The 16,333-nt window shown below is 73.0% G+C and carries 12 protein-coding genes and 1 tRNA gene; 2 read left to right on the top strand and 11 right to left on the bottom strand.

Annotated elements, in window-relative coordinates; translation table 11 throughout:
- Positions 1–29: 29 nt before the first annotated feature.
- From nrfD to AC067M_RS16605, 6 genes are all read right to left on the bottom strand, one after another.
- A complete protein-coding gene (nrfD, locus tag AC067M_RS16630; RefSeq protein ID WP_478697707.1) occupies positions 30–962 on the bottom strand; it encodes an NrfD/PsrC family molybdoenzyme membrane anchor subunit in 933 nt (310 codons plus the stop codon).
- 31 nt (positions 963–993) lie between these two features.
- A complete protein-coding gene (locus AC067M_RS16625; protein ID WP_478697706.1) occupies positions 994–1,953 on the bottom strand; it encodes a 4Fe-4S dicluster domain-containing protein in 960 nt (319 codons plus the stop codon).
- A complete protein-coding gene (gene fdh, locus AC067M_RS16620; protein ID WP_478697774.1) occupies positions 1,950–5,222 on the bottom strand; it encodes a formate dehydrogenase in 3,273 nt (1,090 codons plus the stop codon). Before fdh ends, AC067M_RS16625 begins: the two co-directional genes overlap by 4 nt.
- 78 nt (positions 5,223–5,300) lie before the next feature.
- Complete coding sequence (selB, locus tag AC067M_RS16615) at positions 5,301–7,091, bottom strand: selenocysteine-specific translation elongation factor (RefSeq protein WP_478697705.1); 1,791 nt, start codon at positions 7,089–7,091, stop codon at positions 5,301–5,303.
- Positions 7,082–8,425, bottom strand: a complete 1,344-nt coding sequence (selA, locus tag AC067M_RS16610; RefSeq protein WP_478697704.1) for an L-seryl-tRNA(Sec) selenium transferase — start codon at positions 8,423–8,425, stop codon at positions 7,082–7,084. Before selA ends, selB begins: the two co-directional genes overlap by 10 nt.
- A gap of 24 nt (positions 8,426–8,449) precedes the next feature.
- Positions 8,450–8,544: transfer RNA gene (locus AC067M_RS16605), tRNA-Sec, on the bottom strand.
- A gap of 82 nt (positions 8,545–8,626) precedes the next feature.
- On the opposite strand from AC067M_RS16605, the gene selD reads away from it, so the two are divergent.
- Positions 8,627–9,634, top strand: coding sequence for a selenide, water dikinase SelD (gene selD / locus AC067M_RS16600; protein ID WP_478697773.1), 1,008 nt, complete (start codon positions 8,627–8,629; stop codon positions 9,632–9,634).
- Positions 9,635–9,696: 62 nt separating this feature from the next.
- On the opposite strand, the gene AC067M_RS16595 is transcribed toward selD, so the two are convergent.
- The 3 genes from AC067M_RS16595 to AC067M_RS16585 are packed head-to-tail and all read right to left on the bottom strand — an operon-like array spanning position 9,697 to position 13,807.
- Positions 9,697–10,920 carry an MATE family efflux transporter gene (locus tag AC067M_RS16595; RefSeq protein ID WP_478697703.1) on the bottom strand — a complete coding sequence of 408 codons (1,224 nt, stop codon included), beginning with the start codon at positions 10,918–10,920 and terminating at the stop codon, positions 9,697–9,699.
- A complete protein-coding gene (locus AC067M_RS16590) occupies positions 10,917–12,551 on the bottom strand; it encodes a P-loop NTPase family protein (RefSeq protein ID WP_478697702.1) in 1,635 nt (544 codons plus the stop codon). The genes AC067M_RS16595 and AC067M_RS16590 overlap by 4 nt, the downstream gene beginning before the upstream one ends.
- Complete coding sequence (locus AC067M_RS16585; protein WP_478697772.1) at positions 12,548–13,807, bottom strand: glycosyltransferase; 1,260 nt, start codon at positions 13,805–13,807, stop codon at positions 12,548–12,550. The genes AC067M_RS16590 and AC067M_RS16585 overlap by 4 nt, the downstream gene beginning before the upstream one ends.
- A gap of 206 nt (positions 13,808–14,013) precedes the next feature.
- Here AC067M_RS16585 and AC067M_RS16580 point away from each other — a divergent pair, with 206 nt between their 5' ends.
- On the top strand, positions 14,014–14,466 hold the full coding sequence (locus AC067M_RS16580) for an FAD synthase family protein (RefSeq protein ID WP_478697701.1): 453 nt from the start codon (positions 14,014–14,016) through the stop codon (positions 14,464–14,466).
- Here AC067M_RS16580 and AC067M_RS16575 read toward each other — a convergent pair.
- A complete protein-coding gene (locus AC067M_RS16575; protein ID WP_478697700.1) occupies positions 14,429–15,148 on the bottom strand; it encodes a CDP-alcohol phosphatidyltransferase family protein in 720 nt (239 codons plus the stop codon). The two genes, AC067M_RS16580 and AC067M_RS16575, sit on opposite strands and share 38 nt — an antisense overlap.
- A gap of 137 nt (positions 15,149–15,285) precedes the next feature.
- Positions 15,286–16,098 (bottom strand): GH12 family glycosyl hydrolase domain-containing protein, encoded by an 813-nt coding sequence (locus tag AC067M_RS16570; RefSeq protein ID WP_478697699.1) that lies wholly within the window; start codon positions 16,096–16,098, stop codon positions 15,286–15,288.
- Between the last annotated feature and the right edge of the window lie 235 nt (positions 16,099–16,333).

Raw genomic sequence — 16,333 nt, 5'->3', positions numbered from 1 at the left:
CGACCCGGGCGGGCATAGTGCAAGGACCCCTAAGGGGCCCTCAGGCCGCGCCCGGCCCGAGGCGCGCGCTGCGGAGTCACCACGTACGCCGGGTCCTGGGCGGAGGCCATGCCCGCCGCGAAGACGCCGAACCGGGTGCACAGTCCCGCTGCCAGGTACGCCCCTCCGGCCAGGAGCGGGGCCGCCCGGCGGCCCGTGAGAAGCGACAGCCCTGCTCCGGCCACGGTCAGGGCCTTGCTCAGGGTCAGCAGTCGGCCGGGCCGGCCCGTGACGTAGGGCTCACCGACCAGTCCGAGCCGCCGTTCGATGCGGCGCGTCGCGGCGAGTTCCATGCCCGCGCCCAGCAGGCCCATCCGGGCCGGTGGCCCGTGGTCCGCGCCGGGTGCGCAGAGCAGTGCGGCACCCGCGGCGCTGGTCAGCGCGCTGCCCGCGAACAGGTACGGCAGTTGCGGATACGCCTCGTGCCACGCCGGCACCGCGGTGTCGGAGAGCAGCACCGCGGTGTAGGTGCACATCGCCGGCCCCAGCGCGCCGGAGCCGAGTCCGGCGAGCCGGCCCAGCCCGGGCAGCCGTCCGGTGGCCTGCGAAGCGGCGGAGGCGGTGGCGAGCGTGGCGAACGGCGCGAGGATCCAGGAACCCACCGACAGCGGGGAGGTCGGCTTGAACACGCGCAGCATGTGCCTGAAGCGCTCGGGACGGCCGAGGTCATGAACCAGGGCGGCGACGCTGGTCACCGACGCAGCTGCGGCGACCCACCGGCCCGCCCCGGCCAGCTCCCGGCGCCCGACCAGCTCGGCCACCGCCGCCATGGACGCCGACGCACCGGCCGTCCCCCCGAGGAACAGATAGCCCGGCACGTCCGGCACCTTCCAGGTGGGACGCTTGAGGATCGGCCGGCCGTAGTACGACCGGAACTCCGCGCGCCCGACCACGGGCTGCTCCCGCTCACCGCTCCCCGTCACGGCTTCCTCCTCTCCGCACTGCCCCGGTCCCTCATCGCTGCCGCCCGCGGACGGTTCCCCGCCCCAAGAAGGACAGCGCCACGCTCACCGCCACACCGACGGCGGCCGTGGCCGCGTGCCGCCACATCGACGGCAGGTCACGGGTGGTGACCACCGGGTCCGGCGGCAGCCCGTACACCTCGGGCTCGTCGAGCAGCAGGAAGAACGCGCCGTCACCGCCGACGCCGTCCTGCGGATCCCGGCCGTACAGCCGTGCCTGGTCCTCGCCGCGCTCGTGCAGCTCGGTGACCCGCTGGTCCGCGCGCTCGCGCAGTTCCTCCAGCGGGCCGAACTGGATGGAGTCGGTCGGGCACGCCTGAGCACAGGCCGGTTCCCGCCCCGCCCCCAACCGGTCGTAGCACAGTGTGCACTTGAAGGCCCGGCCGTCGCCCGGGCGGATGTCGATCACGCCGTACGGGCACGCCGGTACGCAGTACCCGCAGCCGTTGCAGATGTCCTCCTGCACCACCACGGTCCCGAACTCGGTGCGGAACAACGACCCGGTCGGGCAGACGTCCAGACAGGCGGCGTGGGTGCAGTGCTTGCACACATCGCTGGACATCAGCCAGCGCACCTGGCCCTCAGCGGCCCCGGCGTCGTGCCCGGGCGGCCCCACCGCCGGCATGCCCAGATCGACCGGCGGCCGGTCGGAGGCCGGTGCCGTCTTCTGCTCGGTCTTCTGTTGGGTCTTCTGCTCGATGAACGCCACGTGCCGCCAGTTGTCGGCGCTCAGCGCGCCCGTGTTGTCGAACGACTGCCCCAGCAGGTCGAGTTCCCCGGTCTCGGCCGGCAGAAGGTTCCACTCCTTGCACGCCACCTGGCACGCCTTGCAGCCGATGCAGACGGAGGTGTCCGTGAAGAACCCCATCCGGGGCGGGTGGGTCTCCGGGTACCCCGCGTCCGCGCTGGGGTCGGCCATCGGGCCGGACAGCCTGTTGCGGTGGGAGCTCATCGTCGTCCCTCTCCTGTACCCGGCGGGGTGTCGTCGGGGAGGCCGGCGCGCCGCCGGTACGCCGCCACATGGGCGGTCAGCGCCGAGCCCCGTGGACGCCTGCCCGGCTGGATGTCACAGGTCGCCGCCTTGGACTCCTGGATGCGCACGTTCGGGTCGAGGACCACGGACAGCAGCTCGTTCGCCGCGTCGCCCGTGGACAGCCCGTTCGGGCCCCAGTGGTAGGGCAACCCCACCTGGTGGATGGTGCGGCCCCGCACCCGCAGCGGTCTGATCCGGTCGGTCACCAGCACCCTCGCCTCGACCGCCGTGCGGGCCGTGATGACGGTCGCCCAGCCCAGGTGCTCCAGGCCGCGCTCGGCGGCGAGTTCCGGGGAGACCTCGCAGAAGAACTCCGGCTGCAGCTCGGACAGGTAGGGCAGGGTCCGGCTCATGCCGCCGGCCGTGTGGTGCTCGGTGAGCCGGTAGGTGGTGAACGCGTACGGAAACACCTCGCTGCCGGCCGGGTGGTACCGGTTGGCCGGACGGTCGTGGGCCTGGAGCGCCGGGTTCGTCTGCTGCCCGTACAGCGGGTTGTCCACCGGCGACTCCTGCGGCTCGTAGTGCGCCGGCAGTGGGCCGTCGGCCAGCCCGGCCGGCGCGAACAGCCAGGCGCGGCCGTCGCTCTGCATGATGAACGGGTCGGTGCCGGCCAGGGCGTCCTGGGCCTTCGCGCCCGGCGGCGGCCGGTAGCCGGGCGGCTTGTCCACCTCGAAGTCCGGGACGTCCTCCCCGGTCCACCGGCCCTGTTCGGCGTCCCACCACACGTACCGCTTGCGCTCGCTCCACGGCCTTCCCTCGGGGTCTGCCGACGCCCGGTTGTAGAGGATGCGGCGGTTGGCGGGCCACGCCCAGCCCCAGTCGGGGGCGACCCGGCTCTGCTCGGCGCCCGGCCGGCGGTTCGCCGCGTGGTTGTGCCCGTCGGCGCGGACCCCGCAGTAGATCCAGACCCCGCAGGCGGTGGAGCCGTCGTCGCGCAACTGGGTCGACGACGACAGCGGCTGCCCGTCCGGCCCGTGTCCGTTGATCTCGGCCAGCACGGCGTCGGCGCTCGGTTCGGCCCGTGGGCCTTCGGTGGGGTAGTCCCAGGTGAGGCCGAGGAGCGGGCGGTCGCGGGGGTCGGTGGAGCCGGCGAGCTTCTCCCGGATGACGCGTCCGAGGTGGTAGAAGAACCACAGGTCGCTGCGGGCGTCCCCCGGCGGGGCGACGGCGGCGTGGTGCCACTGCAGCAGTCGCTGGGTGTTGGTGAAGCTGCCGTCCTTCTCCGTGTGCGCCGCGGCCGGCAGGAAGAACACCTCCGTCGGGATCTCCTCGGTGCGCAGTTCACCGGTCTCGATCTCCGGCCCGTCCTTCCAGAAGGTCGCGCTCTCGATCATCCTGAGGTCCCGCACCACCAGCCAGTCCAGGTTCGCCATGCCCAGCCGCTGCAGCTTGCCGTTGGCCGAACCGACCGCCGGGTTCTCCCCGACGAGGAAGTAGCCCTTGCATTCCCCGGAGAGCTGGTTCAGCACCGTCCGGTAGGTACCGTGGTCGCCGGTCAGCCGGGGCAGCCAGTCGAAGCGGTAGTCGTTCTCGGCGGTGGCCGCCTCTCCCCACCAGGCCTTGAGCAGACTGACCACGTACGCGCGCATGTTGCCCCAGAAGCCGGTCGTGCCGGCGTCCGCGGCCACGAACGCGTCCAGGTTCTGGTGCTGGTGGGCGTGCGGCATGGGGATGTAGCCGGGCAGCAGGTCGAACAGCGTGGGGACGTCCGTGGAGCCCTGGATGCTGGCGTGTCCGCGCAGGGCCAGGATGCCGCCACCGGGCCGCCCCATGTTGCCCAGCAGCGCCTGCAGGATGGCCGCGGTACGGATGTACTGCACCCCGACCGTGTGCTGGGTCCAGCCGACGGAGTAGCACAGCGCCGTGGTCCGCTCGCGTCCCGAGTTGGCGGTGATCGCTTCGGCCACCCGGGCGAACAGCTCGCGGGGGATGCCGCAGACGTCCTCGACCAGCTCCGGCGTGTAGCGGGCGAAGTGACGCCTGAGTACCTGGTACACGCAGCGGGGGTGGCGCAGGGTCGGGTCCATGGCCGGTTTCGCGCCCACGGCGGGGCCGCCGCTGCCGTACGAGTGCGCGCGGCCGCTCTCGTGCGGCTCCCTGCCTCCGTGCTGCCGGGCCGGGGTGCCCTCCGGTGTCCCCCACCGGTCCCGGTCGCCGGCCGCGGCCGAGGCCTGCGCGCCCTCGTACATCCAGCTGGTCGTCTCGTAGTGGTGGCTCTCGGGGTCGAAGCCGGAGAACAGCCCGTCCAGGTCCTCGGTGTCGGCGAAGTCCTCCCGCAGGATCGCCGGCGCGTTGGTGTAGGCGACCACGTACTCGCGGAAGTCCTTGCCGTTGCTCAGCACATGGTTGACCAGGGCACCGAGGAAGGCGATGTCCGTCCCGGCCCGCAGCGGCACGTGGACGTCCGCCAGCGCGCTGGTGCGGGTGAAGCGGGGGTCGACGTGGATGATCGTCGCACCTCGTTCCTTGGCTTCCATCACCCACTGGAATCCGACCGGATGGCACTCGGCCATGTTCGAACCCTGGATGACCACGCAGTCGGCGCGGGCCAGGTCCTGCTGGAACGTCGTGGCTCCGCCACGGCCGAACGAGGTCCCCAGACCGGGGACCGTGGCGGAGTGTCAAATCCGCGCCTGGTTCTCGATCTGGATCGCGCCCAGCGCCGTGTAGAGCTTCTTCATCAGGTAGTTCTCTTCGTTGTCCAGCGTCGCTCCGCCGAGCGAGGCGATGCCGAGCGTGCGCCGGACGGGAACACCGTGCCACGTGTCCTGCCAGGATTCCCGGCGGGTCCGCACGACCCGGTCGGCGATCATGTCCATCGCCCGGTCCAGCGGGATGCGCTCCCACCCCGTGCCGTGCGCGGGCCGGTGGAGGACGGTGCTGATGCGGCCCGGGCCTGTCACCAGCTGCTTGCTCGCCGCGCCCTTCGGGCACAGCCGTCCGCGTGAGATCGGGGAGTCCGGGTCGCCCTCGATCTGGGTGACCTTCTCGTCCTTGACATAGACCTTCTGGCCACAGCCCACAGCGCAGTACGGGCACACGGACCGTACGACCCGGTCGGCCTGCTCGGTACGGGCGGACAGCCGCTCGGTGCCGCGCGAGCGTGCCGCGCTCCCCCTGCCCAGCGTGTCGTCGCCGGTGAGCTGCCGGTACACCGGCCAGCCGTCGATCCACTGCCGCAGGCCCATGGCGATCTCCCGCCTCGCGGCCTTCGCTGTCGCAGCCAACGTAACGCCGGGGCTCGCGGGTGGCATGTCGAGCATCGGTCACGTCGGTGTGGTGCGGACCCGACGGGTGTCGTCCGCCAGCCGCTCGGTGACCCCCCGGCGGTCGAGCAACTCCAGCAGGGGTACCGCGACCCGCCGGGTGGTGTGCAGCGCCTGCCTTGCCTGGCTGAGGGTGAACGGCTGGGGCAGTTCCGCGAGCACCTCGCCGGCCCGTGTGTCGCCGTCCGGCAGCAGGAAGACACCGTCGGCCACCTTCAGCAGGCGGCCGGCGCGCACCGCGGCGGCCAGTTCCCTGGGCCCCAGCCTCAGCTCCGCCATCCTGGCGGCGTCCGGCGCCGCGAACGGGGCATCGCGCAACGCGGCGGTCAGTGCGGCCACCGCCGCCTCGACGGGTCCCGGTAGCACCGCCAGGCGGCCCGGCACGCACACCCGTCCGCCCACCACGTGCAGTGACGCGGCCCCGGCAAGCCGTTCCACCACCCCGGCGGTGGGCAGCCGCAGCCGCTGCCGTACCGCCTCCACGGGCATGCCGGACTCCAGCGGGTGATCGTCGCGCCACTGGTCGACCACGGCACGCACGGGGGCGAGCAGCTCGCGCCACACGCGCGCGTGCACCCTCAGACCGTCACCCACCGGCTCGCCCACCTCGGGCAGCCCCATGGCGTGCAAATCGCCCGCGGTCGCGAAGCGCCGCCGCAGCAGTATCGCCTCGGCCACCGCCTTCGGTGGCGCGTCGGCCAGAGCGGCCAGCTCCGCGGCGCGCGACCGCGCGGCTCCCCGTCGGCGTAGCTCGGGGGGCGTCACGTCGAGTACGTCGACACCGGCGACGATGCGGTGCCGACCGGGGTCGCGCAGCAACGCGCGGTCGCCGATACGCAGGGGCAAGGGCCGGGCCAGCCGCAGCCGGGCGCTGTCGACGCCCAGCGGCCGGACCCTGGCGGGGACGGACGCGGATCCCACGTGCAGGACGAGCTCTCGGGGGAGGTCATGGCGCTCACCGGCATCGGCTGTGCCCCGCAGGGCGACATCGACCTCGGCCGTCCTGAGCCACCTGCCCGTGGTGAGCAGCGCGTCGCCGCGGCCGACCGCGTGCTGCTCGACGCCGCGCAGATTCACCGCTGCTCGGGCCACGGCGCGGACCTCGGGCGTGTCCCGGCCCAGCGCCTGCAGCCCGCGCACGCGCACCACCGCCCCGGTGGACGCCAGTTGAAGCTCCGCCTCCGCGCGCAGGGTGCCGGCTGTCAGTGTCCCGGTGACCACCGTGCCCGCGCCGACGATGCTGAACGAGCGGTCCACCCACAGCCGGACGTCGGCCTCCGGGTCGGCCGGTGGCAGGGCTCCCACCAGCCGCGCCAGCCCGGCGCGCAGCCGGTCCAGGCCCTCGCCGGTGCGCCCGCTCACCGTCACCGAGTCGACCGGTCCCAGGCCGGCCGCCGCCATGCGGGCCAGCGCCTGCTGCCGGGCAGGTTCCGGGTCGGCCAGGTCACAGCGGGTGACGGCGAGCAGTAGGTGCCGCACGCCCAGCGCACCGAGTGCCTCCAGATGCTCGGCCGACTGCGGCATCCATCCCTCGTCGGCGGCGACCACGAACAGCACTGCGGGGACCGGGCCGACTCCGGCGAGCATGTTGGGCACGAACCGCTCGTGGCCCGGGACGTCGACGAACGCCACCTCCGGTCCGCCCGGGAGGGTGGTCCAGGCGAAACCGAGGTCGATGGTCAGACCGCGCCGGCGCTCCTGCTCCCAGCGGTCCGGCTCCATCCCGGTGAGCAGTCTCACCAGCGTCGACTTGCCGTGATCGACGTGACCGGCCGTGGCGATCACCTGCACGGTCGCTCACTCCCGTGGTCGTCACCCTCGCCGTCGGTGTGGGACCGCCGCGCAGCGAGTACGGCCTCCAGCACCGACTGCTCCTCCTCCGCCCCGACCGTGCGAAGATCCAGCAGGCAACGTCGGTGCTCCAGCCGGCCGATCACCGGGACCGCACCGGTGCGCAGCAGCGGGCCGTACCGTGCGGGCAGGCCGACGGCCGCGCTGGGCAGGGTGACCCCCGGCGCGCCGCCGCCGCCCACGGCCGCCTGAGTGCGCAGCACCTCCGCCGGTACTCCCTCGGCCCTCAGCCGTTCGACCAGCCGGGTGGCGCGCTCGCGCAGGGCGGCCTCGTCGGCGGTGAGCGCGGTGCGTACCGGTGGCTCCGGACCGCGCAGTGTCGCTTCCAGCGCGGCCAGGGTCAGCTTGTCCACCCGCAGGGCCCGCGCTGCGGGATGCCGTCGCAGTCGTTCGACCAGTCCCTCTTCGCCGAGCAGCAGCCCGGCCTGCGGACCGCCGAGCAGCTTGTCTGCGCTGGCGGTCACCAGCGCCGCCCCCGCGCGCAGTGCGGTGGCGGCGTCCGGTTCCCGGGGGAGCGAAGGGTGCGGGGCGAGCAGGCCGGAACCGATGTCCACCACCAGCGGGGGTCCGAGCGCCGCCACCTCGGCCACGTCCGCTGCCGCGGTGAAACCGCTGATGTGGAAGTTGGAGGCGTGGACCTTGAGCAGGAAGGCGGTGTCGGGGCCGATGGCCTCCGCGTAGTCACGCGCGTGGGTCCGGTTGGTGGTGCCGACCTCGCGCAGCCGCGCGCCGGCGGACGCCAGCAGATCAGGGATGCGGAACCCGTCGCCGATCTCGACCAGCTCCCCCCGGCTGATGACGATCTCCCGTCCGGGTGCCATCGCCAGGGCGCACAGGAGCAACGCGGCCGCGTTGTTGTTCACCACGTGCACCGCTCCCGCGTCGGGTACGGCCTCGGCCAGCGCGGCGAGCGCCCCGCGTCCGCGGCGGGCCCGGCGGCCTTCCTCGAGGTCGAACTCGACGTCCGTACATCCTGCCGCGGCCATCACGGCGTCCCGGGCGGCATTCGACAGCGGCGCGCGGCCGAGGTTGGTGTGCACCAGGACGCCGGTGGCGTTGATCACCGGCCGCAGGCCGCAGGCCCGCTCGGGCAGGTGGCCGACCGCCGCGTCCACCACGTCCTCGGGGGCGATCTCACCGGCCCTCGCGAGGCGCTGGGCCTCGGCGACCGCCGCTTTCACCAGGGGCCGCCCCAGCGTCCGTACGGCGGGGGCGATGCGCGGATCGGCCAGTACGGAGTCGGTGCCCGGGATGAGCCGGCGCGGATCGCTCATGGCACCTCTTCTGCTCGCCGTGGGTGGCGGAGGCGGACGGGAATCGAACCCGCCAACGGCAGCTCCTGCCGTTCAACGGTTTTGAGGACCGGGCCGGTCACCAGGCCGGATACGCCTCCCTGTACCACGGGGCCATCTTCGCAAATGCCATATCTAGCCGCTAATAGGTATGTACGGAAGCATGGCCACGTGACCTCACTGATGTCGCCCCGGGAAACCGTCCGCCTCACCCAGTACGCGCACGGCGGCGGATGCGCCTGCAAGATCCCGCCCGGGGAACTGGAGGAAATGCTGCGGGGTCTCGGGGCCGCCGTCCCGGTCCGTGATCCCCTGGGCGAACTGCTGGTCGGGCTGGACGAGGGCGACGACGCCTCCGTGGTGCGGCTGCGGGACGGCACGGCGGTGCTGGCGACGACCGACTTCTTCACGCCCGTGGTCGACGACGCCTACGACTGGGGCCGGATCGCGGCGGCGAACGCGCTGTCGGACGTGTACGCCACGGGTGGCCGTCCGCTGCTCGCCGTGAACCTGCTGGCCTGGCCGCGGGACGTGCTCCCCCTCGAACTGGCCCGTGAGGTGCTGCGCGGCGGCCTGGACACGGCCGCGGCCGCCGGCTGCCACGTCGCCGGCGGCCACAGCGTGGACGACCCCGAGCCCAAGTACGGCATGGCCGTCACCGGCCTGGTCGACCCGGACCGTCTGCTGCGCAGCGACGCCGGCCGGCCAGGTGTACCGCTGTCGCTGACCAAGCCCCTCGGCATCGGTGTGCTGAACAGCAGGCACAAGGCCACCGGCGAGGTGTTCCCGCAGGCCGTCGAGGTCATGACGCGGCTCAACCGGGAGGCGGCCGAGGCGGCGGTGTCCGCCGGGCTCACCTGCGCGACGGACGTCACCGGGTTCGGGCTGCTCGGACACGCCTACAAGCTGGCACGGGCGAGCGGGGTCACCGCGCTGATCGACTCGGCCGCCGTGCCCTACCTGGACGGCGCCCGGCAGGCGCTGCGCGAGGGATACGTCAGCGGGGGCACCCGGCGCAATCTGGAATGGGTACGCCCGCTCAGCGACCTGTCGTCAGTGAGCGGGGACGAGGCACTGCTCCTGGCCGACGCGCAGACCTCCGGCGGGCTGCTGGTGGCCGGTGAGATCCCCGGCGCGCCCGTCGTGGGCGAGCTGCTGCCGCGCGGCCACCACGTCCTGGTGATCCGCTGAGCCGACGGGCGGCCCGGTCTCACCGGACCGGCCGCGGTACGCTCGACGCCGCCCGCCCGCGCTCACGACACCACTCCCGGTGCCCCGGCCGCAGCCGCCCCCACCGGTGCTCCCTCGGCCCGTGCCGCCCATGCCCAGGCCGCTGCCCCCTTCAGCACCGAACCCAGGCACAGCCCCCACGCGGCGCCTTCGACGCCGGTCCAGGCGTAGCCCGCGAGCAGCAGGCCCGCCGAGACCGGGGAGAAGAGCAGCTGGACGGGCAGCGTGGCGCGCGGCGTCAGGACGCGCAGCGCCAGGAGGCCGCAGACGCCGAAGGCCATCGCCGCGTACTGGGCACCCGTCGCGGGGAGCACCTGAGCGGCCGACTCCCACGTGTCGCCGAGGAGTTGGCGGCCCCAGGAGGACGGGAGAGCGTAGAGCGCCGCTCCCCACGCTGCCGCCACCACCGCGAGGGCCGTGCCCGCCAGTAGGGCCGCTCGGCGGGGGGTGGGGTGGCGGGTGAGGAGGGGTGGGCCGAAACCGGTGGCCGCGTTGAAGGTGACGTTGAGGGGGCCGAAGAGGGTGGTGGCGCCGCGCAGGGCGCCGACCGCGAGGGGGGTCGCGAAGAGACCCAGGGCCAGGACGGCGAGTTGGCTGGTGGCGTTGCCCACGCCGAACTCGACGAGGAAGCGGCGGCCCAGGTGGCCTCGGGAGACGTAGCGCTTCACGGGCGTTCGGGCGCCTCGTAAATGCGGCCGTAGCAGGGCCAGCGACAGCAGCAGGGCGGGGAGCGCGGACAGGCCCCACACCAGCGTCGTGCGGGCCGCGGAGGTGTCGTTCGGCTGGAGGGCCAGGAGGGGGAGCGCGGCGGCCAGCCGCAACAGGTCCGCCGCGAGGGCCAGGTGGGGCTTGCGCAGGACGGAGAAGCAGTAGCGCAGGGTGTCCTGGGTCAGCGTCACCGGCAGGACCAGGCCCAGCGCCGCGAACACCGAGGCGTCGTCCGTCACCAGCACCGCGCCGCCCGCGAGCAGCGCCCCCAGCACCGTCGAGGAGCCCGCCGTGAACGCGGCCGCCCCGCGGCAGGCCTGTCGCAGGTCCTGGCCCTCGCCGCGGTACAGGACAAGCTCCTGGCCGACGTAGGCCCCGAAGCCGCCGAGCAGGACGGTGAAGACGACGTACGCCGTGGCGAACAGGGCGAACGTGTCGGCCTCGCTGTGCCGGGCGACCAGGACCAGGACGGCGATGTTGGTGAGCGCGCTCACCGCCTGGTCGAGGACGGAGCACAGGGCGGCCGTACGGCCTCTCACCGGGTGCCCGAGGACAACGAGTTCGGGGCGGTCACCGGGTCCACCGGCAGTACGGACTGCTCCTTCACGGGTGCGGGCGTGCTCGTACCGGCCTGGCGGCGCCCCCTGCGCGGGCGGGCCGTCGGGTGCAGTACCGCGCCGAGGACCTGACCGCCGGCGCCGTCGATGAGCTCGCGGATGCGCTCCAGCGCCGCACGGGTCACCCGGCGCGGGTCACAGACCACGACCACGCCGTCGACGCGGTCGACGAGGGCGAGCGCGTCGGCGTAGGAGAGGACGGGCGGGGCGAGGACCACGACCGTGGTGCCGGGGGCGTTGGCCTGTTCGATGAGGCGGGTGGTGGCGGCGGAGGTGAGGGTGCGGGCGACGTGCTGGACGTGGGTGCCGGGGACGAGGTCGAAGGTGCCGGACTCCCCCGCGTCCACGACGATCCGGCCGCCGGGCCAGGTGGAGCCGCCGTCGAAGAGGGCCCGGTCCGCCCAGCCGGGACGGGGTCCCGGCGCCTCGGGCAGCCGCTGGGCGAGGTGCGGGTGGCGCAGGTCGGCCTCCACGAGCAGGGCCGATGTGCCGGTCTCGGCGAAGCAGGCGGTGAGGTTGACGGCCACGGCTGCGGCCGCGGTGCCCTCGCCGCCCGGTTCCACGACGAGCAGGCGTCGGCGGTCGGCGAAGTGCCGGTCGTACGCCAGTCGGAAGGCGGCCGAGCGGTACTGCTCGGCGAGCGCGCCGTCGGTGGTGAGCAGCGACTCCTCGGGCACCCGCGGCAGGCTGCCGAGCACGGGGGCGCGCAGGGCGCGGGCGACGGTCTCGGCGGAGCGGGCGGCGGGGTCGAACAGCATCCTCAGCCAGGCGCCGAGCAGACCGAGGGCGAGGCCGACCAGGCCGCCGAGCGCGATCAGCATCGGGGTGCCGAGGCCCTCCGCCTTGGCGGGCGGTTCGGCCTTGACGGTCATGTAGCCCGGAGTGGTGTCCAGGGCCTTCAGCTCGCTGATGTCGTTGGTGAGTTCGGTGATCTGGCTGAGCAGGTTGGCCTGGGCGGCCAGCGCGGTGCTCTTCTCGGTGTCGGTCGCCAGCCGGTCGATCTGGTCGAGAAGGTTCTCGCGCTGCTTGGCGAGCGGGTCGAGCTGCTTCTTGTAGCCCGCGATCATGCTGTTGACGGTGCTGGAGGTGATCTTCTCGCGGTAGTCGAGGTAGGCCTGCGCGAAGGCCCCGGCGCCGCGGGCGGCCTCCGTCGGGGTGCCGGCGACGTAGCTGAACTTCAGCACCAGCGTCTCCGGCGGGTTGGTCACCTGGATGTGGCTCTGCAGGGCCCCGGCGTCGTCGGCGCTGCGGCCGAGCTTCTCGGCGGCGCGTTCGGCGACCGCGTTGCCCGCGGCGGTCTGCCGCTCGCTGCCGATGTTGATCTGCTTGTCGGCGGAGACGCCGCTGGTCGCGTACGGGTTGATGGTGGCCGCCCGGACCAGGACCTCGCTGGAGGACTCGTACGTCGGCGCCGAGCCGAAGGCGAACCAGGCCCCGCCGAGCAGGCCGGCGATCAGACCGCCGGCCACCAGGACGCGATGGCGCAGGATCTGCTGGACCTGGTCGCGCAGGAGTTCCGGCTCGTCCTGCTGCCCGCGTGCCTCATCGTTCATGCGCGTGCCGCTCCTTCTTGCCCTGGGGTGCTCCGGTGGGCCCGGCCGTGCCCGGTGGTGCCCCGTTCCAGTGCCTCGGCGAGCAGGTCGTCCAGGCGGCCGAGTCCGGCCGCGCGGCTGAGCCGCTCGTCCACGTACGCGGGCCCGCGGGCCCCCAGCCGGCCCGCCCGCGCCGGGTCGGCCGCCAGTTCCCGCACCGCCGTCAGCAGCGCGGCCGGGTCCTCCGGGGCGACCAGCACCCCGGCGCCCGACCGGCGCACCTCGTCGGCGGTGCCGCCCTCGGCCGCGACGGAGGCGATGACGGGGCGCCCGGCGGCGAAGTAGGAGGTGAGCTTGGAGGGGACGCTCATGTCGAGGACGGAGGCCCGCTGTGTGACCGCGAGGACATCCGCGGCGGCCAGGACCTCGGGGAAGTCGGCCTCGTCGGCGGCCGGCAGGAAGTGCAGGTTGGGCAGCGAGGAGGCACGTTTCTGCAACTCCGTGCGCTGATTGCCGTCGCCCATGAGGACGAAGTCGACGGCCGGTTCGAGCCGAGCCGCGTCGACGAGCACCTCCAAGCCCTGCTTCAGGCCCATGTTCCCGGAGTGGAGGACGACCTGGCGATCCTTGGCCCATCCCAGCCGGGCCCGCGTCTCGGCGCGTGGACGCGAAGGGCGGGCCACGTGAGACCAGTTGGGGACGAGCCGGATGCGCCCGGGGTCGACCCCCATGGCCTCGACGCGGGGCCGGAAGGTGTCGTGGATGACGCCGACGAGGGTGGCCCGGCCGAGCGCGTACCGCTCGGCGCGCGCGGCCACCGCGGCCGCCTTGTCGCCACCGCTGATGCCGCTCTGCGCTGCCGCGGCGCCCATGAGGTCCTGGACGACGGGCACGAAAGGGACCCGGCGCCGGGCGGCGATCCGGGCCGCCACGACCGCGCCCGCCAGGCTCGGCATCTGGGCGACGACCGCGTGCGGGCGGGGCATGCGGGGCGGGGCGGCGAGCTGGTGGGCGAGCAGTGAGGCCTCGAACAGGGCCCGGCGCAGGGCGGTCTGCCGGGCGGGGACGGTGTGGGCACGGCGGTGCACGGTGACCCCGCCGCGCTGCTCTCGCACCCGCCAGCGTCGCGCGTACTCCGGGTCGAGCCGCCAGGACGGGTAGTGCGGCATGCCCGCGAGGACGTGGGTGTCGGCGCCGCGGGCCGCCCAGTGTTCGGCGAGCTGGGTGGCGTAGGGGCCGATGCCCGTGTGCTCGGGCGCGTAGTTCGTGGACACCAGCAGCAGGCAGCGTCCGGCGAAGCTGCTGTGCGGCGTCAGGGCATGCGCGGGCTCGAATCCGGTCAAAGCCGGTCCCCTTCCCCCCGGAAAGTGATGCTTGCCCACCTTAACCGTTCACCGGATCTCCAGGTGGGCTTCACAGTAGAGTCTGCGGACCATCAACTGCCGTCAGCGGGGGTTGACGTTCATCCGTGGGGGGAGAACGCATGGTCCATCGTGTCGGTTATGCACCCGGTGTGTACGATTTGTTCCACATCGGGCACCTCAACATCCTCAGACACGCGCGCAGTCAGTGCGACTATCTGGTCGCCGGGGTCGTCTCGGACGAGATGGCCGAACGCGCCAAGGGGCGCAGGCCGGTGATCCCGCTGCCGGAGCGCCTGGAGATCGTGCGCAGCGTCCGGCACGTGGACGCCGCGTTCGTGGAGACCGTCCCCGACAAGCTGGAGACGTGGCAGCAGGTCCGCTTCGACGTGATCTTCAAGGGCGACGACTGGCGGGGCACCGAGAGGGGCGAGAAGCTCGAGCGGGACTTCGCGAGCGTCGGCGTCGAGGTCGTCTACTTCCCGTACACCGTCCACACGTCCAGCACCCTGCTGGGCAGGGCGCTGGCCGCGCTGGTCACACCGGGTTCCGGGGAAGCGCGGACAGCTCCCTGAACCACTTCGCGAGGAACGCCAGCAGGAACAGGCCGTGGACGACGGCGAGGACGGCGTAGGCCGCCCGGAAGACCTGTGGCGCGCCCAGCGTGAGAAAGACCAGGCAGAACACCCCGTAGTCCACGGGCAGCAGGGCGATGGCCCGCAGCCGGGAGGGCGGAGCGGCCGGGGTGTTCCCCCCGGCGCGCCCCCGCTTGAGCTGTTCGGTCAGCAGGCCGGCGCAGAAGGTGAGCACCGCGGCGAGCTGGAAGCCGAGCGGGAGCAGCAGCCAGCCGTCGCCGGGGAGGTCGAAGAAGCGGTAGAAGGCGATCAGTACGGCGGTGTGCAGCGCGACCATCTTGGCGCAGTCCACGACATGGTCGAGCCACTCCCCCGCCGGGCCGCCCTTGCCGGTGAGCCGGGCGAGCTGCCCGTCGGCGGAGTCGAAGGCGAAGCCGACCACCAGGGCGGCGTACACCGCGAACGCGAGCGGCCAGGAGGGTCGTACGAGCGCGACGGACGCGATGGCGGCGAAGGTGAACGCGGCACTGACCAGGGTGACCTGATTGGGCGTCAGCCCGATCCGGTACGCGCCCGCCGCCAGCACCCGCCCGGCCGGCCGGTTCACGTACCGCGAGTAGAGCGACACACCCTTCGCCGACTTCTGTGCCCCCCGCAGTGCCCCCAACACGGATGTACTCACGAGCCCCCCTCGTGTCCCCGTGCGGCACCGCCCCCGGCGCCACAGTGAACGCAATGATGACACGCGGCGAACAGGGGCGGGCGGGTGTTCGAGGGGGCACTCGGAACGACAGGCGCCCACCCCGAAGCCGGGTCTCCTCAGCCGACGCCGACCGAGTACGTCTTGGTGTCCAGCCGCCCCGCGCCCTTGAACACCTCGGTGCCGGACTCGATGCCGGAGACGTACTTGTCGTTGCTCAGCAGCTTGCGGCGGACGAGGGCCTGGGTGAAGTCGTCCAGGTCGAGCGTGGCCTTGGTGGTGTTGGCGCGGCGGACGAAGGAGAAGACCTTCCAGCCGATGTCGCCCCGGTAGACGTCCCACATCGCGCCGCCGAGGCGGACGCTGCCGTACTTGGTGCCCAGCGGGCCCGCGCCGCCCTGGCGGTTGAGCCAGATCATGATCTCGTCGGTGGGCTGGTCCTGCCAGTCGGCGGTGTTCTTGGCGTGCAGCCACAGGTCGTAGGCGACGTTCATGGTGCCGGGGTGGGAGCTGACCGAGAACTCCCAGCTGGTCTTCACCGGCTTGCGGTCGCCGACCCGGATCGGCAGACCGGTCTTCGCCTTGTCGACCTTCCAGCCCCAGTGCCAGCCGAGGACCGTACTGGCGTAGGACTTCACGTCGTAGTCCTTGCCCTTGCTGTTGTTGGCCCAGGTGTAGTCCGTGCCCCAGGAGATCGCGGACCCGGAAGCCGTGTCGTCGTCCCAGACGCACTGGCTGCCGGTGGCCTTGTCCTGGCCCCAGAGGTTGTTGTTCACGTAGTACTTGCCGAGCGTGATCGTGTCGAAGGCCGTGCACTTCTTGCTCGACTCGCCCGCCTGGGCGACGGTGACCCCGGCGGCGGCCGCGAGGGCGACCCCGGCGGCGGTGAGGGTCTTCGTCTTCTTCGTCAGGCGGGGACGACGGTGTTGCATCGGGGGTCCTTCCGGGGGACGGTTCGTGTTACCGCTCCTCAGTGGCCGCCGACGCCCCGGACGGTTGCCGTACTCTCCGCCGTGTTCTCCGCGGAAAGTCACCGCGGGAAACCGCTCCCGGAGATTCCGTCGAAGCGCTTCGACAACCTATGGACACCCACCCCCGCTAGAGCTACTGTCGAACCACCCTCACCCGCCCTTGTCCATACTGCGCACTGTCGAAGCGCTTCACAAA

This window comes from Streptomyces sp. NPDC043427 (genome assembly GCF_056436655.1).
The sequence above is the reverse complement of the archived record's forward strand: the minus strand, read 5'-3'. Positions and strand labels throughout refer to the sequence as shown.